The sequence below is a fragment of the Martinezella tropici genome (genome assembly GCF_003287875.1).
In the GTDB taxonomy this organism is placed as follows: Bacteria; Pseudomonadota; Alphaproteobacteria; order Rhizobiales; family Rhizobiaceae; genus Rhizobium; species Rhizobium tropici_C.
The window spans coordinates 264394-282526 of the sequence record NZ_QMKK01000061.1 but is presented as its reverse complement, the minus strand read 5'-3'; the positions used below and the strand labels follow the sequence as shown (position 1 = coordinate 282526).

Annotated in this window: 18 protein-coding genes; 14 read left to right on the top strand and 4 right to left on the bottom strand. The window is 59.7% G+C overall.

All coding sequences use genetic code 11. The features are described 5' to 3' along the window. The first annotated feature begins 198 nt into the window (after positions 1-198). Positions 199-1356, top strand: a complete 1158-nt coding sequence (locus DQ393_RS32275) for an MFS transporter (RefSeq protein WP_112345738.1) — start codon at positions 199-201, stop codon at positions 1354-1356. 156 nt (positions 1357-1512) lie between these two features. Here the strand turns inward: DQ393_RS32275 and DQ393_RS32270 are convergent, their stop codons facing one another. The 3 genes from DQ393_RS32270 to DQ393_RS32260 all read right to left on the bottom strand — a co-directional run bounded on the left by DQ393_RS32270 (position 1513) and on the right by DQ393_RS32260 (position 4833). Beyond that, positions 1513-2796 (bottom strand): epoxide hydrolase family protein, encoded by a 1284-nt coding sequence (locus DQ393_RS32270; RefSeq protein ID WP_112345737.1) that lies wholly within the window; start codon positions 2794-2796, stop codon positions 1513-1515. A gap of 514 nt (positions 2797-3310) precedes the next feature. Next, on the bottom strand, positions 3311-3820 hold the full coding sequence (locus tag DQ393_RS32265; RefSeq protein ID WP_112345736.1) for a cytochrome P460 family protein: 510 nt from the start codon (positions 3818-3820) through the stop codon (positions 3311-3313). 140 nt (positions 3821-3960) lie between these two features. Further along, on the bottom strand, positions 3961-4833 hold the full coding sequence (locus DQ393_RS32260) for a helix-turn-helix domain-containing protein (protein ID WP_112345735.1): 873 nt from the start codon (positions 4831-4833) through the stop codon (positions 3961-3963). A gap of 112 nt (positions 4834-4945) precedes the next feature. Here DQ393_RS32260 and DQ393_RS32255 point away from each other — a divergent pair, with 112 nt between their 5' ends. The 13 genes from DQ393_RS32255 to DQ393_RS32195 all read left to right on the top strand — a co-directional run bounded on the left by DQ393_RS32255 (position 4946) and on the right by DQ393_RS32195 (position 17318). Then, positions 4946-6262: an alpha-glucosidase/alpha-galactosidase gene (locus tag DQ393_RS32255; protein WP_112345734.1), complete on the top strand. Its 1317-nt coding sequence runs from the start codon at positions 4946-4948 to the stop codon at positions 6260-6262. A 186-nt stretch (positions 6263-6448) separates the two neighbouring features. Further along, positions 6449-7243 carry a DeoR/GlpR family DNA-binding transcription regulator gene (locus DQ393_RS32250; RefSeq protein ID WP_112345733.1) on the top strand — a complete coding sequence of 265 codons (795 nt, stop codon included), beginning with the start codon at positions 6449-6451 and terminating at the stop codon, positions 7241-7243. After that, positions 7240-8238 (top strand): N-acetylglucosamine kinase, encoded by a 999-nt coding sequence (locus DQ393_RS32245; protein ID WP_112345732.1) that lies wholly within the window; start codon positions 7240-7242, stop codon positions 8236-8238. The genes DQ393_RS32250 and DQ393_RS32245 overlap by 4 nt, the downstream gene beginning before the upstream one ends. Then, the gene (locus DQ393_RS32240) at positions 8231-9487 is read left to right on the top strand and encodes an ABC transporter substrate-binding protein (protein ID WP_112345731.1); all 1257 of its coding nucleotides are present in this window, start codon (positions 8231-8233) and stop codon (positions 9485-9487) included. The genes DQ393_RS32245 and DQ393_RS32240 overlap by 8 nt, the downstream gene beginning before the upstream one ends. Next, positions 9484-10401 carry a carbohydrate ABC transporter permease gene (locus tag DQ393_RS32235; protein ID WP_112345730.1) on the top strand — a complete coding sequence of 306 codons (918 nt, stop codon included), beginning with the start codon at positions 9484-9486 and terminating at the stop codon, positions 10399-10401. Before DQ393_RS32240 ends, DQ393_RS32235 begins: the two co-directional genes overlap by 4 nt. Beyond that, the gene (locus tag DQ393_RS32230) at positions 10401-11258 is read left to right on the top strand and encodes a carbohydrate ABC transporter permease (protein WP_112345729.1); all 858 of its coding nucleotides are present in this window, start codon (positions 10401-10403) and stop codon (positions 11256-11258) included. The genes DQ393_RS32235 and DQ393_RS32230 overlap by 1 nt, the downstream gene beginning before the upstream one ends. Before the next feature lie 11 nt (positions 11259-11269). After that, entirely contained in the window at positions 11270-12223 is a 954-nt protein-coding gene (locus tag DQ393_RS32225) for an SIS domain-containing protein (protein ID WP_112345728.1), read from the top strand. Continuing rightward, positions 12220-13518 carry a D-tagatose-bisphosphate aldolase, class II, non-catalytic subunit gene (locus tag DQ393_RS32220; protein WP_112345727.1) on the top strand — a complete coding sequence of 433 codons (1299 nt, stop codon included), beginning with the start codon at positions 12220-12222 and terminating at the stop codon, positions 13516-13518. Before DQ393_RS32225 ends, DQ393_RS32220 begins: the two co-directional genes overlap by 4 nt. Positions 13519-13570: 52 nt before the next feature. After that, positions 13571-14635, top strand: a complete 1065-nt coding sequence (locus tag DQ393_RS32215; protein ID WP_112345726.1) for an ABC transporter ATP-binding protein — start codon at positions 13571-13573, stop codon at positions 14633-14635. 179 nt (positions 14636-14814) lie between these two features. Then, complete coding sequence (locus tag DQ393_RS32210; RefSeq protein WP_112345725.1) at positions 14815-15138, top strand: ArsR/SmtB family transcription factor; 324 nt, start codon at positions 14815-14817, stop codon at positions 15136-15138. Then, complete coding sequence (locus DQ393_RS32205) at positions 15135-15566, top strand: SRPBCC family protein (protein WP_112345724.1); 432 nt, start codon at positions 15135-15137, stop codon at positions 15564-15566. Before DQ393_RS32210 ends, DQ393_RS32205 begins: the two co-directional genes overlap by 4 nt. Positions 15567-15685: 119 nt before the next feature. Then, a complete protein-coding gene (locus DQ393_RS32200; protein WP_112345723.1) occupies positions 15686-16306 on the top strand; it encodes a YdeI/OmpD-associated family protein in 621 nt (206 codons plus the stop codon). Between the two features lie 262 nt (positions 16307-16568). Then, complete coding sequence (locus tag DQ393_RS32195; protein WP_112345722.1) at positions 16569-17318, top strand: 2OG-Fe(II) oxygenase; 750 nt, start codon at positions 16569-16571, stop codon at positions 17316-17318. Between the two features lie 15 nt (positions 17319-17333). On the opposite strand, the gene DQ393_RS32190 is transcribed toward DQ393_RS32195, so the two are convergent. Continuing rightward, on the bottom strand, positions 17334-18095 hold the full coding sequence (locus DQ393_RS32190) for a helix-turn-helix domain-containing protein (protein ID WP_112345721.1): 762 nt from the start codon (positions 18093-18095) through the stop codon (positions 17334-17336). Positions 18096-18133: the final 38 nt, after the last annotated feature.

The following is an 18133-nucleotide window of genomic DNA, read 5'->3' as shown; positions in this document are numbered from 1 at the left end:
CGCGCGGACGGTTTCATCGCCGCTCCATCGCCTCCCGCCGCTGACCAACTACAGGCTGCGCCGCACCCAGCGGAAATGGTCGGAAGAAAAGCCGCCAATTGGTAGGATCATTTAGACGCGCTTGTATTGCCAGCACTGGTTGCTTTGAGATAGACCCGTTCCATCTCACCCGTGTTCAGATTCTCCGGAGCATCCGAAATGCGCCTTCAACCGCAGCAGCGAATTTATGTCTGCTTTTTCCTCTTTGCGGTATCGATGGGCGCATTGCTGTCGCGCCTTCCCGATCTGCAGGACGCCTTGCAGATCGACAAATCCGAGCTCGGCCTGACGTTGATCGGTGCGGCCATCGGCGCATTGATATCGCTGACATTGGCGTCACCGGTCGTAGCGCGCCTTGGCGCGCGCAAAACCGCGTTCGTTACCGTGCTCGGGACATCGGCGATGCTCGCGCTCGTGCCATGGATGGGTGCGGCGCCTCTGGTCTTTGCCGTGCTGTTTTGCGAAGGCTTGCTGGCGGGCGCTCTCGAAATCAATCTTAACGTCGAAATCGATCGCATCGAGGCCCAGCTCGGCCGGGGTGTGATGAACAGGGCGCATGGCTTCTGGAGCCTCGGCTTTTTCGTCACCGCTCTCGTATCCTCCGCGGTCCGTCAAGCAGGCGTGCCGATGCAGCTGCATCTTGCCCTGACATTCGCCTTTGTCCTCATCGTCGGCTTCATCACGATCGCCGGTATGCGAAATGCCCCCGCACGCGCGACGCATGACCATGCAGACGAAGGCCATATCGCACTGCCAACGCTTGGCCTGCTGCCTCTTTGCGTGATCGGGATCGCGGCATTCCTGGTCGAGGGCGCCGGCATCGACTGGTCGGCGATCTACATGCGCGGCGTCTTTCACGCCGAGCCGTTCATCGGGGGGCTCGGCCTGACGCTGTTCACCTTTTTCATGGCATTGGCGAGATTGTTCGCCGACCCGTTTGTCGATCGCTACGGCTCCAGGGCCGTTGCGCTCTTCCTGCTGCTTCTGTCGACCGCCGGGCTTTGCGCCGTCTGGCTTGCCCCGCATCCCAATGTGGCTCTCGTGGGATTTGCCTTCATGGGCGCCGGCTGCAGCGCGGTCTATCCGCTGGCGGTTTCAGCCGCCGCACAGCGCACCGATCGTCCGGCACATGTCAATGTTGCCGCTCTCGGGCAAATGTCGTTCGTCGTCTTTTTCCTGGCTCCGCCGTTGCTTGGATTCGTCGCCGAACAGGCGGGCATTCGCACGGCCTATCTCGTGTGCATCCCCGTCATCCTTGCCGCCCTGATGGGTGTCGGTTCGCTCTCGGCGCGCCGCAGCGCTTTTGCGACCTCTTGAAACTCGCGGGTCAAATCAGGCATCGGCTTCACAAGTTCGACCTGCGAAGCCGGCTGTCTGTCGAGGGGATACGCCATACCGCTTCCCCTCGCCCGCAGGCGAGCTAGGGGCATCGCTCGCCTGCGAGGTTTTCACCAGACAGGAGGCCGAACCCCCTTAACGCAGCGACCGGAATGCCGCCCTGACTTCATCGGTGAAAATCGCCGGTTGTTCCCAGGCGGCGAAATGCCCGCCATTGTCGGCCTCGTTGAAGTAGATCAGGTTGCCATAGCAACGTTCGGTCCAGCTCTTCGGGGCCTGGTAGATTTCACCGGGAAAGACACTGACGGCAACCGGCAGCGTCGGAATCTGAATGGCATTGAAGTTGTTGGAATGATCTTCCCAATAGATCTGGGCCGCGGACGTTCCGGTTTCCGTGAACCAGTAGAGAGAGATGTCATCCAGCATTTCATCGCGGCTCAAGACCTTTTCCGGCTGCTTGTTACTGTAAGTCCAGGTGACGAACTTGTCGTAGATCCAAGCGGCCAGGCCGACCGGCGAGTCGACGAGCGAATAGCCGATGGTCTGCGGACGGGTGACCATCATATTGGCGTAGCCCGAGCTGTCGCGATAGAACGCCGCCAGCTTGTTGAAACAGGCGCGCTCCTTGTCCGTCAGATCAGCCGGAGCGGGATCGCCGGCTGCAAGGATGTGGGCAATCTCCTTCGGGACGATGCCGGGCATGTTGAGATGGATGCCGAGCAATCCCGGCACCTTCTGAAGCGCCATGCGCTGCGAGATGACCGAGCCGCAATCGCCGCCCTGCGAGACGAACCGCTCATAGCCAAGGCGATGCATCAACGTACCCCATGCCCGGCCGATATGATCCGAGCCCCAGCCCGTCGTCGTCGGCTTGCCCGAGAAGCCGAAGCCGGGAATCGACGGTACAACGAGATGAAACGCGTCTTCGGCCTTGCCACCATGGGCCGTCGGGTTCGTCAAAGGATCGATCACCTTGAGCATTTCCAGGATCGAGCCCGGCCAGCCATGGGTCATGATCATCGGCATTGCGTTTTCATGCGGGGAGCGCACGTGAATGAAGTGGATATCCAGCCCGTCGATTTCCGTGATGAACATCGGAAGGGAATTGAGCTTCTGCTCCACCTTTCGCCAATCGTAGCCGTCGGCCCAATATCCAACGAGATCGCGCAAGCGCTCGAGCTGCACACCCTGGGAATCATCGGCGACATTTTCCTTAAGCGGCCAGCGTGCCGTCGCAAGTCTCTGCTTCAACTCGGCAATCGCGCTGTGGGGGATATGAACCTTGAAGGGCTTGACGCCATCGGGCAAGGCCTCCGAGCCGGCAAAGGACATCGCAGGCTTGAGCAGCGCCGCTGCACCGGCGACAGCAGCCGCGGTGACGAAGGCGCGTCGATTCAATGAGAAGGATGAAGACGACATCAGAAACTCCATATATTTGGGAGGTTGTTGAATGCCGTGAAGTTCTGCTTTCCGCGTGTATCTGCGTTGTGTCTTCAACCGTATCGAATTGTATCCGTCCGTATCAAGACCGAGGAAGGCTACGATGGATTACAGAAGCCGCGTTTTCAGGCTTTGTCGGCAAAGAGGAAATGCACACAACATGCCTCCAGCCGGATTGGTCGGCGAGAGGATGTCCGCCGGAAAGCCGCAGCCGCATGGGCAAGCGCGCCGCGCCATACGTAGCCTCTGATGGCGAATATTGGGTTCGGTGTGGGATACAAGACGCAGCGGCGGGAACGTCAAAGTCCGCAAGATCATCGACTTGCCTGGGCTTGTCAGGACCTCCTTCCGCAATAGCGGAATGGCCTCATGGCTGAGCGCCAGGAGCGATAGGAGCGGCTATCCCGGCGGGAGGAGGAGACCGTGGATAGCCGGCCGGCCTGATTTAAAGAAATCGGGCCGGCGATTTCCAATTGCGCAATATCGCCGCACCTTATGGTGCATAGCGCGTGAAGACGTAGTCGTGATCCTTCACATTGCCGACATGGCAGCTGAGACAGGTCTCGTGCTGCGCAATATCCACCGGCTTGCCATCGATGAACCGCCCGAAGCCCCAACCGTGGCTATCGGGATATTTCTTCGAATCCTTCACCATGACCTGCACCGTTGTCGGCGCTCCCGGCACCGTTGCCGGCGCAAACTCCGTCGATTGCTTGCGCTTGTAGGCCAGCTTGACAAGGATCGAACCATCGGGAAAAGGCAGGGTACCCTTCTTATAGGCGTCGACGGCAATATCGTTGCCGAGCACCGCGCGAAGCTCGTCGAGCGGTGGGGCCTCCTGCGCCGGCGCAATGAATTTCCAGTCTCTATAACCTTCCGGGATGTTTACGCCATAAATCGGCGAGGCGTTTTCGGAGGGCGTCGCGGGGTCGGCGGACTGCGAAGCTGCAACGCCGACAGCAAGGCTTGAGACGACAAATGCGCCAAGGAATGCGAGTTTCATTTTGGACTCCTGCCCGACCGATGATTTGACGGGAGGATCGCGCCGAATTGTATCTGCCAGATTTCAGGAAGCAGCCCGATTGTATCGCAATGTAGCCTCGACAAGCGGCGGCGGGCCGTTATCTGTTGGGGAATCGAACATCAGTCCGCCTTCCCGTCGCGCGCGAGGGATGAACGGAACAGCCTTGGCGTCGTTCCCGTTCGACGCTTGAAGATATCGTAGAACCGGCTGCTGGAACCGAAACCGCAGTCATAGGCGATCTGGAGAATGGGCACCTTCGTTTCCGCAAGCTGCTGCATCGCCCGCGCCAGACGATAGCGCGTGAGATATTCGTTGACGGGAATGCCAAGGATGCTGCGGAAGATCTTGTTGGCGGTGCTCGGATGCATGCCGGCAAGCCCAGCCAGTATCGGCAGGCTGACCGGCTCGGAATAACGGGCGTGAATGAGGTCGGTCAGCGTCTCGGCTCGACCTATGGCGGCGCCGCCGCCCAATGCCGAGGATTGGCGGGCGACAGAATGATCGTCGATGGGAGCATCGAGAACGAAGCGCCGTATTCTGAGTTTGACCTCATCCACAATCAGCTGGCGCTTGGCCGCATCGCCAAATTGCCAGTCTTGCACCCACTGAGGCAAAAGGACCGCGTCGGCTGCATAAGCGCGCGCATCCGCGAAAAAACGTCCTTGCATGATCGACTGGCGAACGCCGCGATCGATCGGCAGACCGAGGAAATCAACGAGCGGAAGATAGATGCAGACGAGCGGCGCATTCGGCGTAACCGCGACCGTTCTATGGGGAATGGCCGCCCAAAAGAGTACCAGCCGCCCCGCCTCGACCTGTTCCTGCCTCCCATTGAAGATGTAGGTCATCTGACCATCGAGCAGATAGTTCAGCTCGACATGATCGTGCCAATGCGCTGCGTTCATGGCGCCGGCGATGTGACGCTCGATCATGAAATCGCCCTGGGATGCGAGAAGAGCACCCTCCTCGGCGGATATGTGAAGTTTTGGCATGACTACTCGGCACCGCGCCGCGAATCCGGGAATAATCTCCCTATTATCGGGAAGAAATCCGATTTTGAAAGATGCATTCAGCTTCACAGATATCTCTTGTGGAGGCTTTTCCATGCCAAAGATCTGCCTGATCGGTGCTGGCAGCACCGTCTTTGCCCAGAACATCCTGGGCGACGTCCTCTCCAGCCAAAGCGGTGGCGATTATGTCATAAGCCTCTTCGACATCGATCCGGAACGTTTGAAAACATCCGAAATCGTTGCACGGCGCATCTGCGAGGCGCTTCACCTCGGCAAGGTGCACGTCGAGGCGACGCTCGACCGCAGGCAGGCGCTGCGAGGTTCGGATTTTGTCATTCTGATGATGCAGGTCGGCGGCTATAAGCCGGCCACGGTGACCGATTTCGAAATCCCGAAACGGTACGGGCTTCGACAGACCATTGCCGATACGCTTGGGATTGGCGGCATCTTCCGAGGGCTTCGCACCATTCCCGTTCTCGAAGCGATCTGCCGCGACATGGAAGAAGTGTGCCCGAATGCCTTGCTCATGCAATACGTCAACCCGATGGCGATCAATTGCTGGGCGATCAAGGAGATTGCTCCGAGCATCCGGACCGTTGGTCTCTGCCACAGCGTACAGCACACAGCCGCCCATCTTGCCGATTGCCTTGGCGAGGATGTCGCCGACATCAATTATCTCTCGGCCGGCATCAACCATATCGCCTTCTTTCTCAAATATGAAAAGCTGCGTGCCGATGGCAGCCGCGAGGACCTCTATCCGCGCCTGCGCACCCTGGCCGAGGAAGGACGCGTCCCTTCGGATGATCGGGTCCGTTTTGATGTTCTCAAGCGGCTCGGCCATTTCGTGACGGAATCGAGCGAGCATTTTTCGGAATATACATCCTGGTACATCAAGGAAGGCCGTAGCGATCTGATCGAGCGGCTCAACATTCCCCTGGATGAATATATCCGCCGTTGCGAGGTGCAGATTGCCGAGTGGCACGAGTTGCGCCGCGATCTTGAAGGCGGCAAGCCGATAGATGTTTGCCGGAGCAACGAATATGCGGCCGGCATCATTCATGCTGCGGTCACCGGCCAGCCCGCGCTGATCTATGGAAATGTTCCGAACGACGGCTTGATCCAGAATCTGGCGAACGAATGCATCGTCGAAGTTCCCTGCCATGTCGATCGCAACGGCATTCAGCCGATCCGCATCGGACGCATACCGTCCCAACTCGCCGCCGTAATGAACTTGAGTATTTCCGTGCAAGGACTGACGGTCGAGGCGGCGCTGACGAAGAAACGGGATCGCATCTATCAGGCGGCTCTGCTTGATCCGCATACCTCGGCGGAGCTGTCGCCTGATCAAATATGGACGCTTGTTGACGACATGATCGAGCAGCACGGCAATCTCTTGCCTGCTTATCATTAGCCCATTTGGGCGTCCCAGACATCATGTGAGCGCGCGGCTTCTTCGCAAGAGGATGCCGCGCGCTCACATTTTGTGGTTTCCGCCGATCAGAAATTAGATCAAAAAAGATCAGAATCATGATTGACATTGATCTTATTGAATGGAAACTTGAGCGAAATAGAAGCCTTCGTGAGACAGGAGTTTTCGTTGAGCCAAGCCGGGGGAGTGAAAGTCGATCGCCTCGACGCTATTCGCAGCCATCTGTATGCGAATGGATTTTCGACCATTCAGGCGCTCGCGGATGCCATCGGCGCCTCCCTGGCAACGGTGCGCAGGGACCTGCAGGTTCTCGAACGAGAAGGCGCGATCGACCGCGTGCATGGCGGCGCCCGGATCGCCGAGGGGTCGTCGGTGGAGCTTGCCTTTCAGGAGCGGGCCAAGCGCCATCTGTCGGCCAAGCGCGCGATCGCAACGGCTGCCTACAATCTGCTAACGCCGCGCACGGCCATTTTTCTCGATGCTGGCACGACGGTTCTGCAACTGGCACGGCTCATCCGCCTGAACCCGATGCCGCTTCGCATCTTCACCAATGGCCTGACGGTGGCGCAAGAATTCCTCAATATCCCCAATCTGGAAGTCGTCTTGCTCGGCGGCCAGCTTCGCAGCGAAAACGCTTCGCTCGTCGGACCGCAGGCCGAAGCGATGCTCGAGAGCATCTGGTTCGATCAGCTTTTCCTCGGTGCAAGCGCCATCAGCCCGGATGGCGCGATCTATAGTGTCGACAGCGCCGAAGCGAGCCTCAACAAATGCATGCTCAGCCGTTCAGCGCATCGTTTCGTGCTCGCCGATTCCTCGAAGTTCGGCACGATGGCAACCTATAAGGTCGCTCCCCTGAATGCCGCCAAGGTGATAACCGATGCGGGCCTTTCCGCGCATTGGCGCAGCGAACTCGTCAATCTCGGCGTCGAGATGACGATTGCGGACCTCGGAGCGCCGGAATGAGCGACGAGCTGATCCTCGGCATCGATGGCGGCGGCAGCAAGGTGCTGGTCGCGCTCGCTGATCGAGCCGGCAACATACTCCAGATGTCGCACAGCGGCGGCGTCAATCCAATGGACAATCCGAACTGGCGGCGCGAACTGGATCTTGCGCTGTGCCCCTTCCTGGAGCGGGACCAGCCGGCGGTTGTCGCCGCCGCATTGCCGGCCTATGGCGAAGTGGCCCGCCTGTCGGAGCAGCAGCGCGAGGCGATCGAGGCCAGCTTTCCCAAGGCGAAGCGGCATATTCTCAACGATGTCGACGCAGCACATCTTGGCGCCTTTGCCGGAGAGCCAGGTATTCTGATCCTATCCGGCACAGGTTCGATGGCCTGGGCGCGCAACAGCGCTGGGGTTTCTGCACGCGTCGGCGGCTGGGGCGATGTCATCGGCGACGAAGGCAGCAGCTATTGGATCGGGCGGACAGCACTCAGTCTCGTCAGCCAGAGTCTCGACGGCCGTGCAGGCCCGACCGCGCTGGCCAAGGCCATGTTCGAATTCCTGAACCTCGACAGTATCGACCCGGTCAACGCTCTGGGAGGCTGGGTAAGTGAACTCAAAAACCCTCGTGCTGATATCGCTGCCCTTTCGGTTCTCGTCGATCGCGTCGCACGTGCCGGCGACCGAGCGGCAAAGCAGCTGATCGGCGAGGCGGCGTCCGAGCTTGCAAAGCATGCCGAAGCCATAGCGCCGCATTGCGATCCGGCGGCAGACTGGACCTATGCCGGCGGAACATTTGCAAGCCGCGCCCTGCTTGCCGCACTGGAGCGGCGCATCGGCCGTCCGGCTGTGAGCCCCAAACTTCCTCCCATCGGCGGCGCTCTTCTGGCGGCCGCCCGTCTTCTCGATTGGCCGGTGAATGACGGCTGGATCACGCAAATCGCCGCAACGGCAAAGACCGCAGCGGTGCATTCAGGTGAAGCAGACCTCAATAACAAGGAAAGAAGGGAACATGCGTAAATTAACTTTGCCATTCGTCGCCTTGGCGGCGCTCGTTGCCGCCGTTCCGGCTCTCGCTCAGGATGCGAAGCCGCTTGCCGGCCAATCGATCACGGTGCTGATGCCTTCGCCGCAAGCGCCGAATATCGCCGGCGACTTCGAAGCCGAAACCGGCATCCACGTCAACATGCAAACCTTATCTTGGGACGATATCCGCCCCAAGCTCGTCACATCGCTGATCGCGGGAACAGCGCCGGCCGATGTCACCGAATTCGATTGGTCGTGGACCGGCCAGTTCAGCGCCGCAGACTGGTATCTGCCGCTCAACGACGTGATCGACACCGACACGGTGAAGGATATCGGTGTCTCCAAGATCTTCACGGTCAACGGCAATCTGCTCGGCGTGCCCTATACCAACGACTTCCGCGTCATGCTGATCAACAAGAAGCATTTCGCCGATGCGGGCATCACGACAATGCCGAAGACACTCGACGAGCTTGTCACCGCTGCCAAGCAGATCAAGGAAAAGAAGGTCGCGACCTATCCGATCGGCCTGCCGCTTTCGGCGACCGAAGGTGCGTCGACGAGCTGGTACCTGCTAACCAAGGCCTTCGGCGGCGAACTGTTCGACAAGGATTTCAAGCCGCTTTTCGTTTCGAAGGATTCCGCCGGCTACAAGGCGCTGGCCTTCGAGCTGATGCTGTTGAAGGAAGGTCTCGTCGATCCCGCCTCCACCGGCCTCAAGGACAGCCAGATCAATGAGAGCATGTTTGCCCAGGGCGTCACCAGCATCATGATCTCGGGTGAGCCGGGCAGGATCGGCCAGATGAACGATCCCAAGCAGTCGAAAGTGGCCGGTCAGATCGAGGCGATCCTGGTGCCGACGGCAAGCGGCGAGACCCGCAGCTTCGGCCTTCCCGAAGCGCTCGCCATCCCACGCGTTTCGCAGAACAGGGAAGCCGCCATCGCCTTCGTCAAATGGTTCACCAGCAAGGAGTTCCAGAAGAAGAACGCGGTCAATGGTGCATTGCCGACCCGCACTTCGGCATTGTCCGAGCTCAACGCCGCCGGCCAGTTGTTGAGCGGCGATACACTCGTTGCGCAATCGAAGACCGTCGAGCCGCTGTTCCAACAGGGTACGCCCCCCTGGTATCCGGAATTCTCGAGTGCGGTAAATACGGCCATCAATAGCGCCGCAAAAGGCCAGGTCACCGTCGATCAGGCCATGCAGAACATCGCCGAAGCGGCAAAGCAGGCATCGGCGCAATGACAATCGCAATCTCTGCCGGTGGCGGGAGCAGGCGTGGTGCCGGCGTCAAGGCCGACACCATGCTGGGTATCCTGCTTGTTTCACCGATCCTGATCACGATGGCGGCCCTTGTCTTCTACCCGATCGGAAGAACGGTTTGGGACAGCCTGCACAGGGTCAATCCGATGCAGGCGGGAACGCCCTTTGTCGGGTTGGAAAACTACACGCGCATGCTCTCCGACGGGCAATTGGGCACGACCTGGATCAATACGTTTCTCTACGTTGTGCTTGCAGTCGTGGCCGAGACGGTGTTTGGCGTGCTTGCCGCCGCTCTTATCAATCAGGTCAAGGTCGGCCGGCAATGGCTGCTCGCAGCTGTCGTCCTGCCTTGGGCGCTGCCCGGTGTCGTCAATGCGGTGATCTGGCTCTGGATCTACCAACCCGGTGCGGGATTACTGAATGGCATTCTCTCGGCCATCGGGTTGCCATTCGAAAACCACGTCTGGTTCAACGATCGCACCAGCGCCATCATTGCAGTCACGGTGGTCCACGTCTGGCGCATGATGCCCCTGACCGTCGTCATTGTGCTGGCCGCCATGCAGAGCATTCCCGCTCATCTCTATGAGGCCGCGCGCATCGATGGCGCAACGCGCACACAGATGTTCGCCCTTGTTACGCTTCCATTGGTGCGCAGCGCGATTGCCGTTGCCATGACCAACGCGACCGTCAATGCATTCAACCTCTTCGATGAGGCCTGGGTATTGGCCGGTTCCAGCCTCGAGACGCGACCGGTTCTCGTCCAGATCTATCTCGAGACCTTCCAGAACCTGCGCTTCTCCTACGGCATGGCCTTGTCTCTCGTGATCACGTTGGTCTCGCTGCTGGTCTCGCTCGTCTATGTCCTGCGCGTCTATCGCAACACCCGGTTTGACTGATGAAACAGAGCCTTTCCTATCGTTTGCTGATCTGGGCCGGTGTCGCGGTTCTTCTGATCTGGTCGCTCGGGCCGATATACTGGACGCTCGCAAGCTCCGTCACCCCGACCGAGGACTTTTCGGCTAGACCCATCCATTTTTTCCCGCAGCATTTCACGCTGGATCATTTCTCGCGCTTGTTCGGTATCGATATCGCTCGAATTGGCGGTGTTCAGGTCTGGTCGCAGTTTCGCGCCGCACTGATCAACAGCATCGTCACCTCGGTGGCTGCAACGCTTCTTTGCGTAGCGATATCGGCACTCGGTGCCTACGCCTTCACGCGGATCCAGTTTCCAGGCCGGGGCTTTCTGTTTGCCGCCGTCGTCGCGACGCTCGCAATCCCCGGTTACGCCGTGCTCATTCCGCTTTATCGGATCATGATCAGCCTGCATCTGGTCGATACGTATGTGGGCGTGGCGCTGATCTATGTGTCTGCCTACCTGCCTCTATCCCTTTGGCTGTTGCGCAGCGTCTTCGAGGCATTGCCGATCACGCTTGAAGAGGCGGCACAGCTCGATGGCGCCGGCAGGCTCTACATCTTCTTCAACATCGTCCTGCCGCTTGCCGGTCCCGGCCTGACGGCAGCAGCCATCCTGACCTTTCTTGGCGCATGGGGGCAGTATCTCGTCCCGCTCATCTTCTCGCCGCAGGCGACGAAGCCCCTGACGGTGCTGATCCCGGAATTCGTCACCAAGAACTTCATCGACTATGGGCTGATCACGGCAAGCGGATCGATTGCCATCATCATCCCCGCCCTGGTCGTCATCTTTCTCAATCGATACCTCGTCAGCGGTCTGCTGGCCGGATCGGTCAAGTAATCGGAGCTGATATGAATACGACGGAAAAGGTGATCTTCGAGCAATTCCCTTATTGGGAAAAGGCGATTGGACCGATCTCCGCCCCGCAAGATGCCGAACTGACGGTGTTTCTGGGCTGCGGCACATCCTACAATCTCTCTTTGTCGCTTGCGGCTCACGCCAATCTTGCCGGCTATCCGGCGATCGCCGTACCGGGTGCGGAATGGCTGAACCGGCCGGCCGCCTTCTGGCCGCGCTGGCAGAAAGTCCATCTGGTGGCCCTTTCGCGCAGCGGCGAAACGACGGAAACCGTTGCTGCCGCCAAGGCAAGCCGCAAAGCCGGCGTTTTCGTCACTGCCATCACGGTCGAGCCCGAAAGCTCGCTTGCCAAGAACTGCGACCGGCTGATCGAAGCGGCGACCCATGGCGACGAAGGCATCGTCATGACGGTCTCGGCGAGCCTGATGCTGCTTCTGGGGATGCAGATGGTCGGCATGGAGATTCCGCTGTCCATCGTCCAATCGGCGCGCGTCCTGGCTGATCGGCTCGATAAGGCCTTCCCCGGTATAATCGAGGGGCGGTCGCATTTCGTTTTCCTCGGTAGCGGATCGCTCTACGGCATCGCTCTGGAAGGCGCCTTGAAGCTGATGGAGATGAGCCAGATCATCACTCAGGGCTTCCATCCCCTGGAATACCGCCATGGACCGATCAGCCTCGTCGATGAAAAGACCGCTGTTGTCATGCTCTACAGCGCCGACCAGAAGACCGCGGAAACGTTGCTGGTCGAGGAGCTGCGGCAAAAGGGCGCCACCGTCATCGGTTTTGGCGGCCCAGGCGATCTGGAGTTGACTGTCGATTGCGATCCGGCACTTACAGGCCTCTGCGTGCTGCCGGCTCTGCAGATCCTCGGCGAACGGGCAGCGCAGTCGAAGGGTGTCGATACGGTATCGCCCCGCCACTTGACCAAGGTCGTGATGCTCGGATGAACGCGTCCCTCGAACATAATCGCCGTGTGGCGCTGAAAAAACTTCTCGGCGATCGCGTCAAGACATTGCCGCGCGGCATCGCCTCCGTTTGCTCCGCACATCCGCTTGTCATCGAGGCGGCACTGAGGCGCGCAACTTCCGAGGATGCGGCCGCGCTCATCGAAGCGACCTGCAACCAGATCAATCAGGAGGGCGGCTATACCGGCATGACGCCGCGCGACTTCCGGCGTTTCGTGGAAGACACCGCCTCCACGGTCGGCTTTCCGATCGATCGCCTCATCCTCGGCGGCGACCATCTCGGGCCGAACCCATGGAAGAAGCTGCCCGCGGAACAGGCAATGGTGAAGGCCGAGGCGATGATAATGGCCTACATCGAGGCGGGTTTCGAAAAGATCCATCTCGATACATCGATGGGCTGCGCGGGCGAGCCGGTGGCCTTGGCCGACGAGCTGACGGCGGAGCGCGCAGCAAGGTTGGCGCGCGTGGCGGAAGAGACCGCTCGTCGCTCCGGCCGCCGCTCGCCAATCTACATTATTGGCACCGAGGTCCCGCCGCCGGGTGGTGCCACCCATGCCCTCGACGAGCTTGAGGTGACGCGACCCGAGGCGGCGATAAACACGTTGGCAGTGCATCGCGAAGCTTTCGCCAAGGCAGGCGTCGAGAAAGCCCTGGAGCGAGTGATCGCGATTGTCGTCCAGCCCGGCGTCGAGTTCGGCAATGCCAATGTCGCCATCTACAGGCCGGATCGGGCGTCATTTCTGACCGGCGCGCTGGAGCAGATGCCTGGCCTACTTTTCGAGGCTCACTCCACGGACTACCAGCCTGCGGAGGCGCTTGCCGCCCTCGTGAACGACGGATTTGCGGTCCTCAAGGTTGGCCCGGGTCTGACTTTCGCCTTGCGCGAAGCGCTCTACGGCCTCGATGCCATCGCGTCTATTCTCGCCGGTGAGACCTTACCCGGCGCGCTTTATGCCACCATGGAGACCGTCATGCTCGAAAGTCCGGGTCACTGGAATTCCCATTATGGCGGCTTGGTCGAGGAACAGCGCTTGCAGCGCCACTTCAGCTATAGCGACCGCATCCGTTACTATTGGCCGGACGAGCGGGCAGCAGCAGCGGTCGAGACGCTGCTTGCGCGCTTCGACGGTGATATTCCCGAAACGCTGATCAGCCAATACCTCCCCCGGATCTATCCGGCGGTGGTTGAAAAGAAGGTTCCACCTCGCGCGCGGGATCTCTGCATTGCGTCGATCGATGCCGCCCTCGCACCCTATTCCGCCGCAACGATCGCATAGGTCGGCAGGGCGCGGGCGATCAAACAACACGTTTTTCTAATTGGAGATCAATATGGCATCGGTCAGCGTGGCGAATGTCCGCAAGAGCTACGGTCACTTCGAAGTTCTGCATGGTGTGGATATCGATATCGAAGACGGCGAGTTCGTCATTCTCGTCGGGCCTTCGGGCTGCGGAAAATCGACCCTGCTTCGCATGATCGCCGGACTTGAGGAGATCAGCGGCGGCAATGTCGCCATCGGCGGCAAGGTGGTCAACGATGTCGAACCCAAAAGACGTGACATCGCCATGGTGTTCCAATCCTACGCTCTCTATCCGCATATGACCGTCGAGGCGAATATGGGTTTTTCGCTCCGGCTGGCCAAGGCGCCGAAGGAAGAGATCCGGCAGCGCGTACGCGATGCGGCGCAGATCCTCGGCCTGGAAAACCTGCTCGACCGCCATCCGCGCAATCTGTCCGGCGGCCAGCGCCAACGCGTTGCCATGGGCCGCGCGATCGTGCGTCAGCCACAGGTATTTCTCTTTGACGAACCGTTGTCCAATCTGGACGCCAAGCTGCGCGTGCAGATGCGCTCGGAAATCAAGCAGTTGCACCAACGTTTACGCACGACCACGATCTACGTCACCCATGATCAGATCGAAGCCATGACGATGGCGGACCGCATCGTCGTCATGCGCGACGGTTATGTCGAGCAGATCGGTTCGCCTCTGGAGCTATACGACCGACCCGCCAACCTCTTCGTTGCCGGCTTCATCGGTTCTCCGGGGATGAATCTCATTCGCGGCAAGATCAGCAGCGCCGGCCCGCTGGAATTCGTCGCTGATGGCGGCGGACGCCTGCCGTTGCCGCAAGGGCTCGATGTCACGCGAGGAGCCGAGATCATCTATGGTATTCGGCCGGAGAACATCTCGATCAGCGAAGCCGGCATCGATACCGACGTCGTCGTGGTTGAGCCCACGGGAGCAGAGACGCTGATCGTCTCCCGCATGGGATCGGACGATCTCGTGACGGCGTTACGCGAGCGGGTAAGTACGCGGGTTGGAGAGCGTCTCTCGTTAATGCCCGATCTTGGAAGGTTGCATCTTTTCGATGGAGCGACCGGCCGTCGGCTTGAATGAGCCAACCTCTCCCGATCGAAGCTCATCGCAACTCGTGACCGCCTGAAAAAGACGATCAATGGAAAATGCCACGATGGTGCGTGTTCTGAAGCTTCTGATGAAAGGCCATATGCATACTTGACTTATTCATAACTCTTCAGCTATTCATCCAACCAATAGCTGGAGAGTTATGAATTGCCATGGCCAACGGTCACGATCCAATTTTCAGGGCTCTCGCCGATCCGACGCGGCGGGCGATTTTCGAGCGATTGTGCCACAATGGCGATCAGACCGTTGCTGCGCTCACCGCTTATGCCGGGGTATCCCAACCAGGTGTTTCGAAGCATCTTGCCGTCCTGAAACAGGCGGGGCTGGTGGGTGACCGGCATGAAGGACGCCAGACCCATTATAGCGTACGGCGAAACGCTCTTAAGCCGCTGGTTGATTGGGCAAGCCAAATGGCTGGCTTTTGGGAGGACAAGCTCGACGATCTCGAAGATCTGCTCGGCAGGATGGATCAATGAAAGAAGCATCGCCCGAGGTGCGCGCCGTCGTCGTCGAGCGAGACATCGCTCATCCGCCCGAACGGGTCTGGCGCGCCCTAACTCAGCCGCATCTGATGGCGGAATGGCTGATGAAGAACGACTTCGTTCCCGCCTTGGGCCACAGGTTTACTCTTCGCAGCGACTGGGGCGGTGTCTTGGATTGTGAGGTGCTCGTCATCGAGCCGAACAGCAGACTGTCCTACACATGGAATTTCACACATGATGACCCGGCTTTCGATCTGAAGAGTGTCGTGACCTTCACGCTGGCACCGACGGAGAACGGAACCCATCTGCGCGTGGAGCAGCGTGGCTTCCGGCCGGATCAGAAACAGGCCTCCGGAGGCGCCAAAGCTGGATGGCGGCGGTTTCTTGGAAGGCTTGAACAGGTGCTGACGAGCGTAAGTTGAGGCCATCGTCGGCAAGCCGGGGAAGTAATCATGCTTGCACCGTCCTGCCGCTTGCTTTCGTCAGGCCCATTATCCTGTTTCGACGCGTCGAGCAGCAAAATTTGGAAGTGGATGAGGAAATGATTACCGATATCGAGGATTTCTTCAGCAAGGGATGCGGACGCTGCGAACGCTTTGCGACGCCGGACTGTTCGACCAGACAATGGATTGGTGGTCTGAACGACCTGCGTCGAATCTGTCTGGAAGCGGGGCTCATCGAGACGGTGAAATGGGCGCATCCATGCTACATGCATCAGGGCCGCAATATCGTCATCATCGGCGCATTTCGCGGCGATTTTCGCCTCACTTTCTTCAACGCGGCACTGATGAAGGACCCCGAGGGCGTGCTCGAAAAACAAGGGCAGAATACCCGGCATCCCGATATGATCCGCTTCGTGAACAATGCCGCCGTGGCAAAACTGGAACCCATCATCCGCGCCTATCTGAAGGAGGCAATGGGATATGCGGAAGCGGGCATCAGGCCTGCGAAAGAGGTGGCCGAAATCGAATTGCCAGACGAGCTGATCGAGGCGCTGGATTCCGATCCCGAGCTGGCGGAGGCTTTTCACGATCTGACACCAGGGCGAAAGAAAAGCTATGTAATCAACCTCGGCTCCGTGAAGAAGTCCGAAACGCGGGTCGCGCGCATAGTAAAGTTCCGCGATCATATTCTCGCCGGAAAAGGTGCATTGGAGCGGTAGCCGATCCCCTCGACCGGCCGGCCAACCTCTTCGTCGTGGGCTTCGACGTCATTTCCCCGAAGCCCGACCTTGGCAAGCTTCACCTTATCGACGGAGCGACAGGCCGGCGGATCGGTAACGGCGGAGATTGAGTTCCCTTCGCATAAACGGCTCATCGGAAATCGGGTGGCCACGGTTCCAGTTCGGACGCTAGGCTTCAGGTTCTCGCGGCGACCGGGCGCTTCCAACGCTCGCGGTAGCCCACCCAAACCGAGGACATGACATGAACACCTTGCTATCCACTTTTGCTCCATCTCCGATGGAACGCTCTGTCCAAGCGCGGGTCGACGCTTATGATTGGAAGACCCTTGCTGGAGAACTCGACGGTTTCGGCTGCGCCATCCTTCCGAAGCTTCTCGCACCCGGCGAATGCGATGCAATCTCCCGCCTTTACCCCGAGGAACGCCACTTCCGCAGCCATGTCATCATGGCGCGTCACGGTTTCGGAAAAGGCGAATACCGCTATTTCAATTATCCGTTGCCCGAACTTCTTAGCGGATTACGCACTGCGCTTTATCCTCATCTGGCCGGGATCGCGAACGAATGGAACGAGCGCATGGGCGCGGACGAGCGCTATCCGGATGAGCACGCGTCCTTCCTGAAGCAATGCCATGCGGCCGGCCAGGCACGCCCGACGCCGCTATTGCTGCAATATGTGCCCGGAGACTTCAATTGCCTGCACCAGGACCTCTACGGCGAGCTTGCCTTTCCGATCCAGGTCGCGATCCTGCTTTCCGAGCCGGGCCGAGACTTTACCGGGGGCGAGTTTGTTCTGACGGAGCAGCGGCCGCGCATGCAAAGCCGTGTGGAGGTCGTGCCCCTTCGCCAAGGCGATGCCGTCGCCTTCGCGGTTCATAACCGCCCGGCGCGAGGAACAAAGGGGAACTACCGAGTCAATCTCCGGCATGGGGTCAGCCGGGTTCGCTCTGGCATGCGTCACACTGTCGGCATCATCTTTCACGATGCCCGATAATGGCTGCCGCCATTCTCAGCCCACGAAACCGGCGTAGCTCTCGCCGGTAATCCTGCGCATGATCGCGGTATAGGCCTCGTGATTTTGGTCTCCCGCCGAAACGCGCCCCAGCGAGGGCTGCGCGAAGGCCGAGATCGGCAGCAGGGCCAGCGGCGTCGAGACGGGCGTGAGATGCGAGCCCTGCCCGGCGCGCAAGGTCGTCAGAAGGCCAAACATCTCGCCCGTGATGCTGGGCCGCGACAATATGGCCATGCGGTACTGCCCGGACGAATTCGTCACCAGATAGATATGCCCCGACAGATGCGGAACGGAGACCGAGCCATGCTGCGAAAACGAGGCGTCACTGCGCTCGCGTTCCCGGAAGCTCAAACAGGTGCGCTCTCCGTCCCAGGCGATCTCGGTGCAATAGGCGAAAATCGCATTCGGATCGCCGAAGGACGGACGCAGCGTCAGGTAGGTGCCTTCGAGCCATGAGACCGAAGCGCGGGAATAGGCACCGAGTTCCTCAGGGGCATGGCCCGGCTTGTCGTTGATGACAGTCGATTGTGCTCCGCTCGCATCGCGCAGGACGACACCCATCGCCTGCTCAAGGCGGATAAGGGTCGCAAGCGTGAAGGGCCGGTGGCCGGAAAGAGCCTTCTCCAAGGTCGAAAGACTGATGCGCGCATCGTTGGCAAGACGCTGACGGGAAATGCGCCGGCGGGCGATCTCTTCGCGAACCCGCGCCGCCACGGCGCTGTTCTGATGTTCGGATAGATAGGGGTCGCCCTGGACCATTCACTCGTTTCCTGATTGCGTAATTTTCTTCACAATTC